The organism is Corallococcus sp. CA053C (genome assembly GCF_003611675.1).
Taxonomy (GTDB): Bacteria; Myxococcota; Myxococcia; order Myxococcales; family Myxococcaceae; genus Corallococcus.
Window position 1 is genome coordinate 1 of the sequence record NZ_RAWA01000819.1, and the last position, 827, is coordinate 827.

The 827-nt window shown below is 73.8% G+C and carries 2 protein-coding genes; both read right to left on the reverse strand.

All coding sequences use genetic code 11. The annotated features are described in order from the left end of the window. Positions 1 to 173: tRNA isopentenyl-2-thiomethyl-A-37 hydroxylase MiaE (gene miaE, locus D7V97_RS43390; RefSeq protein ID WP_304988536.1), on the reverse strand; the 173-nt coding region annotated here is incomplete at its 3' end. After that, on the reverse strand, positions 170 to 827 hold a 658-nt coding region (locus D7V97_RS45170), incomplete at its 5' end, for a hypothetical protein (protein WP_199729242.1). The genes D7V97_RS45170 and miaE, both read right to left, overlap by 4 nt.

Consider the following 827-nt stretch of genomic DNA (forward strand, 5'->3'; position numbering starts at 1 on the left):
TGGAGCATGGACAGCGCGTTGGCGGCGGCCTTCTTCTCGCAGTGGGCGTGGTCCACCAGCACCGCGTCGAAGTTCGCGAGCGCCAGCGGCAGCCAGCCGGGGTCCGTGGGCGCGTGGAGGATGACGGGGCCCGCTCCGGAGAGGGGACGGCGGGTGGGCGTGGGACGGCTCACAGCGGTGGGCGCGTGCCTTCCTTCGCGGCGATGAGGGTGACGACGTAGTCCTCGCCTTCCTGCACCTCGCTGGCGACGAAGATGGCGCCCGGCCACGCGCGCAGGCCGTTCATCATGAAGGGGGCGCTGTCGGCCGCGCTCCGGTGCACCAGCTCCACGCGGCAGAGCGTGGCGCGGCAGTCCAGCGCCTTCACGCGGGAGTTGGAGGGCAGGTGCTGGCGCAGGGTCTCGTTGAGCGTCTGCGTGGCCTTGCCGCTCCAGTCGTTGTCCACCGGCTCGTTGGCGAAGGCGGTGAAGACGCGCGTGCGCGACTCCTCGAACGACCCCGTCGGGGGCAGCTCGTCCGGAGGGGCGTCCGCTTGCGCGGCGTCGTCGCCGGGCGCGGTGGCCTTCGGCTGGGAGGGCCCGGGGCCGCGGGCCGTAGGGGCTTGCGCGCCATGGGTGCTCGCCCACATGCGCATGGCGGCCTCCGCGGCGGCGCGGCGCTCGCCCTGGTTCGCGGTGGCGCTCGCGGAGGCCTGCCGCACCTGGTCCCTCAGCGCCTCCAGCTCCTGCTCGGACGTGCGCTGGTGGCCGAGGAAGGCGAGCAGCACGCCGACGACAGCGGCCGTGTTGAAGAGGGCGAGGAAGGTCTGGAGCCGGGAGGACATCGGG